Below are 12,479 nucleotides of genomic sequence, written 5' to 3' on the forward strand. Positions count from 1 at the left end.
CAACCACCTCTTGTGTTTGCTCCGGCCCCCCAACAATTTTTCTGTCTGGGCTTGTTCTCCCCAAGCAGCCCGCCGCAGGCGCCAAGCTCCGCCGGACACCCCCTACGGCCGGAGCACGTCCCGGGGCAGGTTCACCGGGTGCAGGAGCCACGTGAAGGCGCCCAGGCCCGCGGGGTCGGTCAGCTCCGCGGCCTCGCCCGCCGCGCTGAGGGCGCGGACGTAGGCGGTGGGGTCGGTGGAGGCCAGGGCGAGTGGGGGGCGGCGGGCGTCGAGGCCCAGGGCGCGCAGCCCCACGCGCTGGGTCATCAGCCCGGCACCGGGCCCGCCGCCGCGTCCGGACGCGGCGCCGGGCCCGGACGCGGCGGCGGGTGCATCCATCGTGGCGCCGGGCGCGTCCATCGCCGCGGCGCACGCGTCCATCGCGACATGCGCCGTCAGATCGCAGGACCCGTCGGGGACGGGCCGGACCTCGCGCCCCTCGCGGAAGCCGGTCAGCGTGCCGAAGGGCGGCCGGGTGGCGCGTTGGTGGGCGTAGTCGACGGCGACCGCGAGGCCCGCCCGCAGGGAGCCGACGGCCCGCGCCCAGGCCGCCTCGCGCGGATGGCCGATCTCGGCGCGCAGCCCCGGTTCGGCGCCCGCCAGGGGCCACCAGCGGGCCAGCCATGCGGCGTCCTCGCCGTCCACCGGGTCGCCCAGCCGCTCGGTGCCGTCCAGGGAGGTGAGATCCACCTCGACCCGGCGGGGCACGCCGTCCGCGTCGGTCTCGGCCACGTCCACGGGCACGTTGTCGAGCCACTCATTGGCGAACAGCAGCCCCGCGCACCCCTCCGGCGGGGCGTCGAGCCAGGCGATCCGCGCGTCCAGGCCGGCCGGCCGCTCCGCCCGCTCCACCGCGTACGGACGCAGCCGCCGGCCCAGCCCGTGCGGCAGACCGGGGGCCAGGGCGAGCACCCGGGTGAGCAACTCGCCGCGGCCGGCGCCCAGGTCCACCAGCGCCACCTCGGCGGGGCGCCCCAGCGCCTCGTCCACCCGGCACAGCAGCTCCGCGACCGCTCGGGCGAAAAGCGGTGAGGCATGCACCGACGTGCGGAAATGCCCTGCCGGGCCCTCCGGGCGGCGGAAGAAGCCGCCCGCTCCGTACAGCGCGCGTTCGGCCGCCGTACGCCATCCGCTCCACTCATGCTTCTCACTTGCCACACCGCCACGCTATGCGGAGTGGTCTCCACCTTGGGGAGTAGGGCCGGGGGTCTCGGATCGCCCCTCGGGTTGACCCGGGAGGGGTCCGGCGATGCCTACGCTGGGTGACGTGCAGCGCCTCTACGAATTTCTCCGCAGGCATCCGACTGGGGTGGACACCTTCTGGGCCGTCCTCCTTGTCGCTTCCGGGTTCCTGTGGCTCATGGAGGCGTCGCTGGGCCGGGGCTCCCGCGTCGCGGGCGTGCCGATCGTGCTGGCACTGGGGGCGACGATCGCGCTGCGCCGCCGCGCCCCCGAGAAGATGCTGATGCTGGCCATCCTGTGCGGTCTCGCCCAGATGGCTACGAACATCCAGCCCAATGTGGCCGACTTCGCCATGCTGGTGATCGTCTACACGGTGGCGGTCGCCTCCTCGCGCCCGGCCTCCCGCTTCGCGCTGGGCGTGGCGATCAGCGCGGCCCCCCTCGCCACCCTCCGCTGGCCGCACTCCCAGCGGGGCTGGTGGGAGGACGTGGTCTCGGCGGTCTTCGTCTCCATCCCCTTCGTGCTGGCCTGGGTGCTCGGCGACTCGATCCGCACCCGCCGCGCCTACTACGCGCAGCTCGAGGAGCGGGCCGCCCGGCTGGAGAAGGAGCGCGAGGCGCAGTCGAAGGTCGCGGTGGCCGCCGAGCGCGCCCGGATCGCGCGGGAGCTGCACGATGTCGTGGCGCACAACGTGTCGGTGATGGTGGTGCAGGCGGACGGCGCCGCGTACGTTCTGGACTCCTCGCCCGAACAGACCCGGCAGGCGCTGGAGACGATCTCCGGCACCGGCCGCCAGGCGCTCGCCGAGATGCGGCGGCTGCTGGGCGTGCTGCGCACCGGGGAGCCGGGCGAGGAGAACGACTACGTACCGCAGCCGGACGTCGAGCAGATCGACGAGCTCGTGGAGCAGGTGCGCGGTGCCGGGCTCCCGGTGGACTTCAAGGTCGTGGGCAGCCCGCGCCAGCTCCCCAGCGGGGTCGAGCTGACCGCGTACCGCATCGTGCAGGAAGCGCTCACCAACACCCGAAAGCACGGCGGCCCGGACGTGGGCGCGAGCGTCCGCCTCACCTATTTCGACGACGGGCTCGGGCTGCTGGTCGAGGACGACGGCCGGGGCGCGCAGCACGAGATGTACGAGGACGGCGGCGTCGACGGCAGCGGCCATGGTCTGATCGGGATGCGGGAGCGCGTCGGCATGGTTGGCGGCACGCTCGACGCGGGCCCGCGACCGGGCGGCGGCTTCCGGATCAGCGCGCTGCTGCCGCTGAAGCCGGTTCGTTGAGCCATTCGATACGTGCTGTAGGCCGGCTGTCAGGCCAGAGGGAAGGGACCGTCCGGGATGTCGATCCGCGTCATGCTCGTCGATGACCAAGTGCTGCTGCGCACCGGCTTCCGGATGGTGCTCGCGGCCCAGCCCGATATGGAGGTCGTCGCCGAGGCGGGCGATGGGGTGGAGGCGCTCCAGGTGCTGCGCTCCACCGAGGTGGACGTCGTCCTGATGGACGTCCGGATGCCCAAGCTGGACGGGGTGGAGGCGACCCGGCGGATATGCGAGCGGGACGGGGCGCCGAAAGTCATCATCCTGACCACGTTCGACCTGGACGAGTACGCCTTCTCCGCGCTCAAGGCCGGGGCGGGCGGCTTCATGCTCAAGGATGTGCCGCCGGGCGAGCTGCTCGCGGCGATCCGCGCGGTGCACAGCGGCGACGCGGTGGTCGCGCCCAGCACGACGCGCCGGCTGCTGGACCGGTTCGCGCCGATGCTGCCGGGCGGCGGAGCCGGTGGGGGCCGGGCCCGTCCGGAGCTGGACCGGCTCACCGACCGGGAGCGCGAGGTGGTGCTGCTGGTCGCGCAGGGGCTGTCGAACGGCGAGATCGCGGCCCGGCTGGTGCTGTCCGAGGCGACCGTGAAGACCCATGTCGGCCGCATCCTCACCAAGTTGGAGCTGCGGGACCGGGTGCAGGTGGTGGTGATGGCCTACGAGACCGGACTGGTCCGGGCCGGGGGGCCGACCGGACCGGCCCGCTGAGACGGCGTCCTTACGGTTGGCACCACGGTTGGCACCGCAGTCTTACGGTCGGCACGGCCGCTTACGGCCGCTCGCGGAGCACCAGGTCGAGCAGTCCGGGGAAGCGCTGGTCGAACTCGGGGCGGCGCAGCCGGTTGACCCGCCTGGGGCCCAGGTCGCGCTGCTCGATCAGACCGGCCGCGCGCAGCACCGAGAAGTGGTGGCTGAGGGCCGCCTTTCCCACGGGCACGTCGAAGGTGCCGCAGGTGTGCTCCCAGTCGGCCGCCGTGGCGAGTTCGCGGACCAGCTGGAGCCGTACGGGGTCGGCGAGCGCCGCGAGCGCGGTCTGCACGTGGACGTCGTCGGGGTGGGTGTGGAGCGGCGCGGACCGGTGGCTTCGATTGCTCATAGCCCTCCTCCGCCGCTCGCCGTTCCGACCGCCTCCACTGTGCGGTGAACATTTTAGGCGGGGTCGGCGCCCTACCGCAGAACACTCTCCAGGAAGTCGCTGCCCAGCCGGGCCACCGACGGCAGATCGAGCTGGTGCAGCACATAGCGGCCGCGGCGGCGGGTGGTGAGGAGACCGGCCTTCTTCAGCACGGCGATATGGCGGGACACCTCCGGGGGCGTGATGCCGTACGACTCGGAGAGCTCACCGGTGGTGTGCGGGCCGCGGGCCAGGGTGCGGCACAGCCGCATCCGCATCGGGTGGGCCAGGGCCTCGAGACGGCGCTGGACGAGCTCCAGGGCGGCGGGCGCGGGCAGCTCGGGTGTGGCGACCGGGTACTGGATCACCGGGCGCCAGCCGGGGGCGTGCAGGACGACGAGGTGCGGCCAGCCGAAGGCGGTCGGGATGAAGGTGACGCCGTCGCCGTACGCCGTCGTACGGCCGCCCACCAGCTTGTCGACCAGGATGCTGTCCCCGTCCGCCGACAGCGACAGCGCGGCGGAGACCGACGCCAGCGCCTCCGCGAGCCCCTTGCGCCGCAGCAGCTCGGCCTTGTGGCGGGCGTCGGCGGCCAGCTGGATCCGCACCCGCCGCCAGGTGTCGGCGAAGAACGCCTGGTCGCAGTCCTCCAGCAGCCGCCGCAACCAGACCCGCAGCCCGTCCGGGTCCTCCAGCATGCGGTCGGTGAAGGCCGCCTGCCGCGGCCCCCGGGCGGCCGCCATCTCGAGGACCCGGGCCCGTTCGCCCGCGTCGACCAGCGGCGAGGGGGTCTGCCGGGTGTACGAGGGCGAGCAGGCGATCTCGAAGGCGGCCGCCACGAACGTCTCGTCGTCGATCCGGTCCAGCGCGTCCAGCTCCTCGGCGAGCGTCGCCCCGGGGGCGGCCGGGAGCAGCAGATCGGAGCGGGCGGTGCGCCACAGGAAGTCCGCCTCGCAGAGCCGGTCCGCGAGGTCCGGCTTGAGCGCCGAGGTGGTGGCGGTGGCCCAGCCGTGCAGCCCGGGGTGGTGGCCGGGCTCGGACAGCACATGGAGCGCGGCGCCCAGCTCGGCGAGCGGGGACGGGCTGAAGACGATGCGCTCGGGCGGCAGCCCGGCGATGTCGATGACGTTGGCCATGAACCCATGGTGCGGGAGCCCGGCTCCGGCGCCGCCCTCGTTTGACGCCCATCGTCAAACGGCGTGACCGCCGTCCGGGGCCGGGCGGACCGTTGAGCCATGTCCCTCACCGAGCAGTACGCACTCGACCTGTACCGGGCCGCCCAGCGCGGCGAGCCCGCCCCGCCCGCACCGGGCCGGCACGACTGGCGCACCCTCCGGGAGTACCGCGACTTCCGGGCCGTGACGGCCGGGCGCCCGGCCCGCCGCCGCGGCCGCCGCAGCCGCCTTACGGATGCGCTGCGCTCCGTAAGGGCGATCAGGGAGGTGTTCGCGCGGCGCGGGTCAGCCCTCCGTGAGCTCCCGGACCTCCATGAGCTCACGGACCAGGGCGAGGAACGCGTCGGCCGCGGCCGTCACGTCGTCGGCCGTCCACTCGAGTGCGGATGAGGCGACCGTCAGCTCCGTCATGGCCAGGCCGGGCGGCCCCGGCTCCCGCCAGCGACGGAACAGCACCGTCCGGGTCTCCTCCGCCAGCCGCACCCCCGCCTCGTCCAGCACCGCCGCCGGATACGGCAGCCACACCTGGAACTGGTGGGTGTGCGGCACCTCCGGGTGCACCCGGGACCACCCCACCCCCGCGACCGTGAACGCCGTCCGCAGCGCCTCCGCCACGACCCGCGCGTGCGCCACGTACGACGGCAGCCTCGGCAGCTCGCGGTCCAGGCCGTCCAGCGCGGCGAGCGCCGCCGGCCACTGCTGGAAGAGCTGGCCGCCGTACCGGTGGCGCCACGCCCTGGCCTCCGTCACCAGGGTCTCGGGCCCGGCCAGTGCCGCTCCCGAGAGGCCGCCGAGCGACTTGTAGAAGGACACGTAGACGGAGTCCGCCAGGGCGGCGATCTCCGGAAGCCCCCGGCCGAAGTGCGCCGTGCACTCCCACAGCCGCGCCCCGTCGAAGTGCACCACCGCGTCCCGCTCCCGGGCCGCCTCCACGGTCGCGACCAGCTCGTCCCACCCGGGCAGCACGAATCCGGCGTCACGCAGCGGGAGTTCGAGGGCCAGGGTGCCGAACGGCTCGTCCAGGCCCAGGATCTCCTCGGCCGTGGGCGGCCGCGGCTCGCTGGTCGGACGCACCGCGCGCAGCCCGCTCACCGTCAGATACGCGTCCCGCTCGTGCACGTCCAGATGGGCCAGCGGATGCAGCGCCACCACCGGACTGCCGGTGCGCCCCGCCCAGCAGCGCAGCGCGACCTGCTGCGCCATGGTGCCGGTGGGGAAGAACGCCGCGGCCTCCATGCCGAGCAGCTCGGCGACGCGCCGCTCGAGCTCCTCGACGATGCCGTCGCCGTAGATGTCCACCCAGCCGTCCCCGTCGTACGACGCGGTGTCGGCCGTAAGGGCGGTGGTGAGGGCGGCCAGCCGCTCGGCGATCCGCACCTCGGCGGGCCCGCGCGCGAGCGTCCGCTCGGCGCCGTGCCAGGCCGCGAGGCGGCGCGCCCGCACGGACCGCTCCGTCCCGCCGCCCGTGCCGTCCATCTCGTCTGCCTCGTCTGCCTCGTCTGCCTCGTCTGCCTCGTCCGTCCCGTCCGTCATGGGCTGATCATGTCGCACGCCTGTCCATCGGACCACAGAGTTGTCCACAGGCTCGAGCGTGCGGCCAAACCCCCCGGAAACACTCGCGTAGCATGGCGGGGAATCGTCCGGTACCCCTGAGGACTGGAACGGAAGGCCTGTTGTCGCGTGAACGCTCAACCACTGCCTGAGCCGCAGGACCGACCTGCCCGGCTCACCGTCGGGGTCGTCGGCGCGGGCCGCGTCGGCCCGGCCCTCGCCGCCTCGCTGAGACTCGCCGGGCACCGCCCGGTCGCCGCGTCCGGTGTCTCCGACGCCTCCGTGCGCCGGGCCGCCGCCCTGCTTCCCGAAGTCCCCATCGTGCCGCCCGCCGAGGTGCTGGCGCGGGCCGAGCTGGTGCTGCTCACCGTCCCCGACGACGCGCTGCCCGAGCTGGTCGGCGGCCTCGCCGAAACCGGCGCGGTGCGCCCCGGCCAGCTGCTGGTGCACACCTCGGGCCGGTACGGGGTCGGCGTGCTGGAGCCCGCGCTGCGGGCCGGTGCGCTGCCGCTCGCGCTGCACCCCGTCATGACCTTCACCGGCACCTCGGTGGACGTCCAGCGGCTGGCCGGCTGCTCCTTCGGCGTCACCGCGCCCGAGGAGCTGCGGCTGGCGGCCGAGGCCCTGGTCATCGAGATGGGCGGGGAGCCCGAGTGGATCGCGGAGGAGTCCCGTCCGCTCTATCACGCGGCCCTCGCCATCGGTGCCAACCACCTCACCACGCTGGTCGCCCAGTCCCTGGAGCTGCTGCGCGCGTCCGGGGTCGAGGCCCCCGACCGGATGCTCGGCCCGCTCCTCGGCGCCGCGCTGGACAACGCGCTGCGCAGCGGCGACGCCGCGCTCACCGGTCCGGTGGCGCGCGGCGACGCGGGCACGGTCGCCGCCCATGTCGCCGAGTTGCGGCGGCACGCCCCGCACGCCGTCGCCGGCTATCTGGCCATGGCCCGTACGACCGCGGACCGGGCGCTCGCGCACGGTCTGCTCAAGCCGGAGCTCGCCGAGGACCTGCTGGGCGTGCTCTCGGACGTGACCGACGCGCGGGGCCGGGGAGGTAGTGAGGCATGAGCCCGAGGCTGTGGACCAAGGCGCTTCCAGGGGAGCCGGATGTGGAGCTGTTCCGTCATCGCCCGGATCTGGACGCGGCGCTCGCCCACTTCGCCGTGCCGGGGCGCACGGCCGTCGTGATGACCATGGGCGCGCTGCACGACGGGCACGCCTCGCTCATCCGCGCCGCCCGCGCCCGGGTGGGCGCCAAGGGCATGGTGACCGTCACCGTCTTCGTCAATCCGCTGCAGTTCGGCGCGGGCGAGGACCTCGGCCGCTATCCGCGCACCCTCGACGCCGACCTCAAGGTGGCGGCCGAGGCGGGCGCGGACATCGTCTTCGCCCCCACCGCCGAGGAGGTCTATCCGGACGGCGAGCCGGGCGTCCGGATCACCGCCGGGACCCTGGGCGAGCGCTATGAGGGCGCCTCGCGCCCCGGCCACTTCGACGGGATGCTCACCGTCGTCGGCAAGCTGCTCCATCTCACCCGCCCCGATATCGCCTTCTTCGGCGAGAAGGACGCCCAGCAGCTGTCGCTGGTCCGCCGGATGGTCCGCGACCTGAACTTCCCCGTGGAGATCGTCGGCGTCCCCACCGTCCGGGAGGGCGACGGGCTCGCCCTCTCCAGCCGTAACCGCTATCTGACGGCCCAGGAGCGGGACACCGCGCTGGCCCTGTCCCGGGCGCTGTTCGCGGGGCGCGACGCGGGGCTGCTGGCGGCCGGGGAGGGCCCGGCCGGGTCCGAGGAGCACGAGCTCATACGGGTCGCGTCGCCCGCCGCGGTGCGGTCCGCGGCGCGGGCGGTGCTCGACGAGGCGGCGGGGCTCGAACCGCCGCTCGTCCTGGACTATCTGGCCCTGGTCGACCCCGCCGACTTCACCGACGTCTCCGACGGACACACTGGCGAGGCCGTGCTGGCCGTCGCCGCCAAGGTCGGCGCCACCCGCCTGATAGACAACATCCGCCTGTGGATCGGAGCCGCCCGATGACCCGTCCGACCGGGCGCCCGGCGGCCGAGGCCACCGCCCCCGCCGCCGCCCTGCGCGCCCCCGCCCCCGGCTGGGCCACCGAGGCCGATGTCGTGGTCGTCGGCTCCGGGGTCGCCGGGCTGACCGTGGCGCTGCGCTGCGCCGCGGCCGGGGCCAAGGTCACCGTGGTCACCAAGGCCCGCCTGGACGACGGCTCCACGCGCTGGGCCCAGGGCGGCATAGCCGCCGCCCTCGGCGAGGGCGACACCCCCGAGCAGCATCTGGACGACACGCTGGTGGCCGGTGCCGGGCTCTGTGCCGAGCAGGCCGTACGGGCGCTGGTCACCGAGGGGCCCGACGCGGTGCGCCGGCTCATCGCGACCGGCGCCCGCTTCGACGCCGACGACGCCACGGGCGAGATCCTGCTGACCCGCGAGGGCGGCCACCACCGCCGCCGGATCGCCCACGCGGGCGGCGACGCGACCGGCGCGGAGATCTCCCGGGCCCTGGTCGATGCGGTCCGCGCGGCCGGTATCGAGACCGTGGAGAACGCCCTGGTGCTCGATCTGCTCAAGGACGGCTCCGGCCGGGCGGCCGGGGTCACCCTGCACGTCATGGGCGAGGGCCAGCGGGACGGCGTGGGCGCGGTCTTGGCGGACGCGGTCGTGCTCGCCACGGGCGGCATGGGCCAGATCTTCTCCGCCACCACCAACCCCGCCGTCTCCACCGGCGACGGGGTCGCGCTCGCGCTGCGCGCGGGGGCCGAGGTCAGCGATCTGGAGTTTGTGCAGTTCCACCCCACGGTGCTGTGGCTGGGCCCCGAGGCGGAGGGCCAGCAGCCGCTGGTCTCGGAGGCGGTGCGCGGCGAGGGCGCCCATCTCGTCGACGCCGACGGGGTGCGGTTCATGCTCGGGCAGCACGAGCTGGCCGAGCTGGCGCCCCGTGACATCGTCGCCAAGGGCATCATGCGGCGGATGGGGGAGCGCGGCGCCGAGCATATGTACCTGGACGCGCGCCACTTCGGGGCCGAGATGTGGGAGCGGCGCTTCCCGACCATCCTCGCCGCCTGCCGCGCCCACGGCATCGACCCGGTGACCGAGCCCATCCCGGTCGCCCCGGCCGCGCACTACGCGAGCGGCGGGGTCCGCACCGATCTGCGCGGCCGCACCACCGTTCCCGGTCTCTACGCCTGTGGGGAGGTCGCCTGCACCGGCGTCCACGGCGCCAACCGCCTGGCCTCCAACTCCCTTCTGGAGGGCCTGGTCTTCGCGGAGCGCATCGCGGAGGACATCACCGCCGGGGCGGAGTCTGGCGGGCCGGAGCCCGCCGGGGCCGGGGGACGCGAGCGGCCCGCGGAGCGGACCGGGCCATCGGCTCCCGCCGCTTCTCCCGCTGCTTCCGGCGACGCGCCCCTGCTCGCCTCGGAGGCCCGCTACGAGATCCAGCACATCATGACCCACGGCGCCGGGGTGCTCCGCTCCGCCGAGAGCCTGGCCCGCGCCGCCGACCGGCTGGAGCGCGTCCAGGACGACGCCGCGGCGCAGCTGCGGCGGGACGGCAAGACGGCCGAGCCCGGGGTCGAGACGTGGGAGGCCACCAACCTCCATCTCGTCGCCCGGGTCCTGGTGGCCGCCGCGCTCCGCCGCGAGGAGACCCGCGGCTGCCACTGGCGCGAGGACCGCCCCGAGCGGGACGACGCCGCCTGGCGCCGCCACCTGCTGGTCACCCTCCGCCCGGACGGCGCCCTCGATGTCCGTTCCACGGACTCCGAAGCGTTTCCCCCATCGACCACCCCCCGAGCCGAGACGGAGTCCCGCCCGTGAGCAGCAGCACTTCCGAAGACCGCCAGCCACCCGTGTCCCTGCCGCTGCTCCAGATCGGCGGCCCCGGTGCGGGGGGCGGCTGCGGCGATGCCTGCGGCTGCGGCGGTGACGACGGTGAACTCGACCCGATGGAGTGCGGTCTGGACCCCGACCTGGCCGAGCTGCTGATCCGCGCGGGACTCGACCCCGTCCAGGTCGAGGACATCGCCCATATGGCCATCGAGGAGGACCTCGACCAGGGCGTGGACGTCACCACCGTGGCCACCGTCCCCGAGGACGCCTTCGCCACCGGCGACTTCACGGCCCGTGAGGCGGGCACCGTCGCGGGGCTGCGGATCGCCGAGGCGATCCTGTCCGTGGTCTGCACGGACGAGTTCGAGGTCGAGCGGCATGTGGAGGACGGCGACCGGGTGGAGCCCGGCCAGAAGCTGCTCAGCGTCCGCACCCGCGCCCGCGACCTGCTCACCGGCGAGCGCAGCGCGCTCAACCTGCTGTGCCGGCTCTCCGGCATCGCGACCGCGACCCGTGCGTGGGCAGACGCCCTGGAGGGGACGAAGACCAAGGTCCGTGACACCCGCAAGACCACCCCGGGGCTGCGCGCCCTGGAGAAGTACGCGGTGCGCTGCGGCGGCGGGGTCAACCACCGGATGTCGCTCTCGGACGCCGCGCTGGTCAAGGACAACCACGTGATCGCGGCGGGCGGTGTCGCGGAGGCGTTCGGCGCCGTACGGGCCGAGTTCCCGGATGTGCCGATCGAGGTGGAGGTCGACACCCTGGAGCAGATCCCGCCGGTCCTGGCGGCGGGCGCGGATCTCATCCTGCTGGACAACTTCACCCCGGAGCGGACCCGCGAGGCCGTCGAGCTGGTCGCCGGGCGCGCCACGCTGGAGTCCTCGGGACGGCTGACGCTGGCCAATGCCCGTACGTACGCCGAGACGGGCGTCGACTATCTGGCGGTCGGCGCGCTCACCCACTCCTCCCCGATCCTGGACATCGGCCTGGACCTGCGCGAGGCCGAGGAGAAGTAAGCGATGCTCCTGACCATCGACGTCGGCAATACCCGCCCGCCCGTCGCCCCACCCACCACCCCAGGGCTCGCCCTCGGCCGTGAGCCCGACCGGAAGCGGTGCCGCCCATGCTGTTGACCATCGACGTCGGGAACACCCATACAGTGCTGGGCCTCTTCGACGGCGACGAGATCATCGAGCACTGGCGGATCTCCACCGACGCCCGCCGCACCGCCGATGAGCTCGCGGTCCTGCTGCAGGGCCTGATGGGCATGCATCCGCTGCTCGGCGAGGAGCTGGGCGACGGCATCGCGGGCATCTCCATCTGCTCCACCGTCCCCTCCGTTCTCCACGAGCTGCGCGAGGTGACCCGCCGCTACTACGGCGATGTGCCGTCCGTCCTGGTCGAGCCGGGCGTGAAGACGGGTGTGCCGATCCTGGTGGACAACCCCAAGGAGGTCGGCGCCGACCGGATCATCAACGCGCTGGCCGCCGTGGAGCTCTACGAGGGCCCGTGCGTGGTGGTCGACTTCGGCACCGCGACGACCTTCGACGCGGTCAGCGCGCGCGGGGAGTACGTGGGCGGGGTGATCGCGCCGGGCATCGAGATCTCGGTCGAGGCGCTGGGCGTACGCGGGGCGCAATTGCGCAAGATCGAGCTGGCCCGCCCACGCAGCGTGATCGGGAAGAACACGGTGGAGGCCATGCAGTCCGGCATCCTCTACGGCTTCGCGGGCCAGGTGGACGGAATCGTCCGCCGTATGGCGCGCGAGCTCGCCCAGGACCCGGAGGACGTCACCGTGATCGCCACCGGTGGGCTGGCGCCCATGGTGCTAGGAGAATCCTCAGTGATCGATGAGCATGAGCCCTGGTTGACCCTGATCGGCCTCAGACTGGTCTACGAGCGGAACGTCTCGCGCGGCTGAGCACCGGCGATCAGCTCTTCACCTGCTCTTCACCCGGGTGCTCGACCGCATTGACGGCATTCCGAAACGAATTCCCGGACTCGGGATTCGTCCTGCGCAACTGATCGCTCTTCGCCAATGGGGCAAGGGGCGGTCAAGGGAAAGACGGCACAGCGAATTCCGTATTGACAAGCGGAACGGCCGTCGACCATGTACACCGGCACCCGGATGCGACGGTCCGCCCCCGGGTGTCGGGTCGGGGCAGGGCCGCGCCGGGGGGGGCCGCCGCCGGGGGGTCCCCCGTTTGGGGCGGGGGCGGCGGCGAGCGGCCCCCCCGGCCGCGCGGGTGG

The 12,479-nt window shown here is 74.0% G+C and carries 12 protein-coding genes; 8 read left to right on the forward strand and 4 right to left on the reverse strand.

Annotation, left to right across the window (positions count from 1 at the left end; all coding sequences use genetic code 11):
• Window positions 1-102: 102 nt before the first annotated feature.
• A complete protein-coding gene (locus ACFXB5_RS32505) occupies window positions 103-1,197 on the reverse strand; it encodes an SAM-dependent methyltransferase (protein WP_385214575.1) in 1,095 nt (364 codons plus the stop codon).
• 109 nt (window positions 1,198-1,306) lie between these two features.
• Between ACFXB5_RS32505 and ACFXB5_RS32510 the strand changes: the two genes are divergently transcribed.
• Together ACFXB5_RS32510 and ACFXB5_RS32515 are read left to right on the forward strand one after the other, a co-directional pair.
• Window positions 1,307-2,503: a sensor histidine kinase gene (locus tag ACFXB5_RS32510; protein WP_385214646.1), complete on the forward strand. Its 1,197-nt coding sequence runs from the start codon at window positions 1,307-1,309 to the stop codon at window positions 2,501-2,503.
• A 57-nt stretch (window positions 2,504-2,560) separates the two neighbouring features.
• Window positions 2,561-3,250: a response regulator gene (locus tag ACFXB5_RS32515; protein ID WP_385214578.1), complete on the forward strand. Its 690-nt coding sequence runs from the start codon at window positions 2,561-2,563 to the stop codon at window positions 3,248-3,250.
• Between the two features lie 61 nt (window positions 3,251-3,311).
• On the opposite strand, the gene ACFXB5_RS32520 is transcribed toward ACFXB5_RS32515, so the two are convergent.
• A complete protein-coding gene (locus tag ACFXB5_RS32520; protein ID WP_201852509.1) occupies window positions 3,312-3,638 on the reverse strand; it encodes a helix-turn-helix transcriptional regulator in 327 nt (108 codons plus the stop codon).
• A gap of 71 nt (window positions 3,639-3,709) precedes the next feature.
• Window positions 3,710-4,792, reverse strand: a complete 1,083-nt coding sequence (locus ACFXB5_RS32525) for a DUF5937 family protein (protein WP_385214580.1) — start codon at window positions 4,790-4,792, stop codon at window positions 3,710-3,712.
• Window positions 4,793-4,891: 99 nt separating this feature from the next.
• Here ACFXB5_RS32525 and ACFXB5_RS32530 point away from each other — a divergent pair, with 99 nt between their 5' ends.
• On the forward strand, window positions 4,892-5,221 hold the full coding sequence (locus ACFXB5_RS32530) for a hypothetical protein (RefSeq protein ID WP_385214583.1): 330 nt from the start codon (window positions 4,892-4,894) through the stop codon (window positions 5,219-5,221).
• On the opposite strand, the gene ACFXB5_RS32535 is transcribed toward ACFXB5_RS32530, so the two are convergent.
• The gene (locus ACFXB5_RS32535; RefSeq protein WP_385214585.1) at window positions 5,117-6,364 is read right to left on the reverse strand and encodes a threonine aldolase family protein; all 1,248 of its coding nucleotides are present in this window, start codon (window positions 6,362-6,364) and stop codon (window positions 5,117-5,119) included. The genes ACFXB5_RS32530 and ACFXB5_RS32535 overlap by 105 nt on opposite strands.
• 147 nt (window positions 6,365-6,511) lie before the next feature.
• Between ACFXB5_RS32535 and ACFXB5_RS32540 the strand changes: the two genes are divergently transcribed.
• The 5 genes from ACFXB5_RS32540 to ACFXB5_RS32560 all read left to right on the forward strand — a co-directional run bounded on the left by ACFXB5_RS32540 (window position 6,512) and on the right by ACFXB5_RS32560 (window position 12,150).
• Window positions 6,512-7,447: a Rossmann-like and DUF2520 domain-containing protein gene (locus ACFXB5_RS32540; protein WP_385214588.1), complete on the forward strand. Its 936-nt coding sequence runs from the start codon at window positions 6,512-6,514 to the stop codon at window positions 7,445-7,447.
• Window positions 7,444-8,415 carry a pantoate--beta-alanine ligase gene (gene panC / locus ACFXB5_RS32545; RefSeq protein ID WP_385214590.1) on the forward strand — a complete coding sequence of 324 codons (972 nt, stop codon included), beginning with the start codon at window positions 7,444-7,446 and terminating at the stop codon, window positions 8,413-8,415. Before ACFXB5_RS32540 ends, panC begins: the two co-directional genes overlap by 4 nt.
• On the forward strand, window positions 8,412-10,217 hold the full coding sequence (locus tag ACFXB5_RS32550) for an L-aspartate oxidase (protein WP_385214592.1): 1,806 nt from the start codon (window positions 8,412-8,414) through the stop codon (window positions 10,215-10,217). Before panC ends, ACFXB5_RS32550 begins: the two co-directional genes overlap by 4 nt.
• Window positions 10,214-11,245: a carboxylating nicotinate-nucleotide diphosphorylase gene (gene nadC / locus ACFXB5_RS32555; RefSeq protein ID WP_385214595.1), complete on the forward strand. Its 1,032-nt coding sequence runs from the start codon at window positions 10,214-10,216 to the stop codon at window positions 11,243-11,245. The genes ACFXB5_RS32550 and nadC overlap by 4 nt, the downstream gene beginning before the upstream one ends.
• A gap of 107 nt (window positions 11,246-11,352) precedes the next feature.
• Window positions 11,353-12,150, forward strand: a complete 798-nt coding sequence (locus tag ACFXB5_RS32560; protein WP_201852504.1) for a type III pantothenate kinase — start codon at window positions 11,353-11,355, stop codon at window positions 12,148-12,150.
• Window positions 12,151-12,479: the final 329 nt, after the last annotated feature.

Origin of the sequence: Streptomyces sp. NPDC059455 (assembly GCF_042750115.1) — a bacterium.
GTDB classification, from domain to species: domain Bacteria; phylum Actinomycetota; class Actinomycetes; order Streptomycetales; family Streptomycetaceae; genus Streptomyces; species Streptomyces endocoffeicus.